This window comes from Roseovarius sp. D0-M9 (assembly GCF_037083805.1).
Lineage (GTDB): Bacteria > Pseudomonadota > Alphaproteobacteria > Rhodobacterales > Rhodobacteraceae > Roseovarius.
In genome coordinates, this window is sequence record NZ_JBAPKZ010000121.1 from 1 (window position 1) to 1,173 (window position 1,173).

The 1,173-nt window shown below is 62.7% G+C and carries 2 protein-coding genes; one reads left to right on the forward strand and one right to left on the reverse strand.

The features are described 5' to 3' along the window. Positions 1 to 467 (forward strand): M20/M25/M40 family metallo-hydrolase (locus tag V8352_RS21780; protein WP_336426349.1); only part of this gene is annotated, 467 nt, incomplete at its 5' end. A gap of 347 nt (positions 468 to 814) precedes the next feature. On the opposite strand, the gene V8352_RS21785 is transcribed toward V8352_RS21780, so the two are convergent. After that, the coding region (locus tag V8352_RS21785; protein WP_336426350.1) for an amidase family protein at positions 815 to 1,173 on the reverse strand (359 nt) is incomplete at its 5' end.

The window sequence follows — 1,173 nt, forward strand, 5'->3', positions numbered from 1 at the left end:
AGCCGCATCAGGTGATGGGCGGGCCCACGCTGAACGTGGGCAACATGAATGCCGGGCTTAACGTCAATTCCGTGCCGGATCTGGCGCGCGTGGGCGTCGATATCCGCTCCGTAGTCGGGCAGACCAATGCCGAGATCCGGGCCGATCTGCAGCGCCTTCTGGGCGATCATGTGCGGATGGAGCCGCTGACCGACATGGACAACGTCTATACCGATTTTGAGGATCCCTGGCTGAAGAGTGTCTTCGACGTGACCGAGGAAATTCTCGGCACGGAGCGGGAAGTCGCGACTGCCACCTATTTCACCGACGCCTCGGTGCTGAAACCGGCGATGGGAAATCCGCCAACGCTGATCATGGGGCCGGGCGCGATGTCGATGGCGCACCAGACGGACGAATACTGCGAGGTGGCACTGATTGATCCGTGCATCGCGGTCTTCGAGCGGCTTGGCCGCGATCACATCGCTTGATGCCACACTGCCTTATCTGCGGCGCCAAGGTCAGCCGCACCGCCGTCCAGTGCCCTTCCTGCGGCACGGTCCAGCCGCAGCGCCGATTGGGCGGAACCATCGCACTTGCTGTGCTGATTGGCGGGCTGGCAGTCGCGGCTGCGGCGGCGATNGCAGCGCCGATTGGGCGGAACCATCGCACTTGCTGTGCTGATTGGCGGGCTGGCAGTCGCGGCTGCGGCGGCGATCCTGCTTTAAAGCGTTTCGCCTTTAACCTGAGGCATCAGCAAAAGGCGAAACGGGTGCAACGCCTATATGTGGCTCTGCGTTTCGCGAAGCTCTGTGATTCAGGTTTTTCGCGAAACGCTTTAACCCATGATCGGGTCGATCGGCGCCAGCGGCCCGCCCATCGCCATTTCGACGAACCGAGCCGCTGCCAGCAGCCCGGCCTCGCCACGCGGCTTGCCGATCAATTGAAGGCCGACTGGCATGCCCCGCGGGCCAATGCCAACGGGCACCGACATGGCGGGCAGCCCTGCCGTCGTGGCCAGAAAGTTGAAGCGTAACCAATCCATGTAGCCCGAAAGGGTCTGACCGCCGACTTTGCGCACCCATTCTTCGGATTGCGGATGCGGCATGTTGCCGACCACGGGCAGGGCCAGCACGTCGAAATCGGTGAAGAAATCCAGCATCGCGTTGAAGATCATGGTGCGGCCTACCTGCGCCT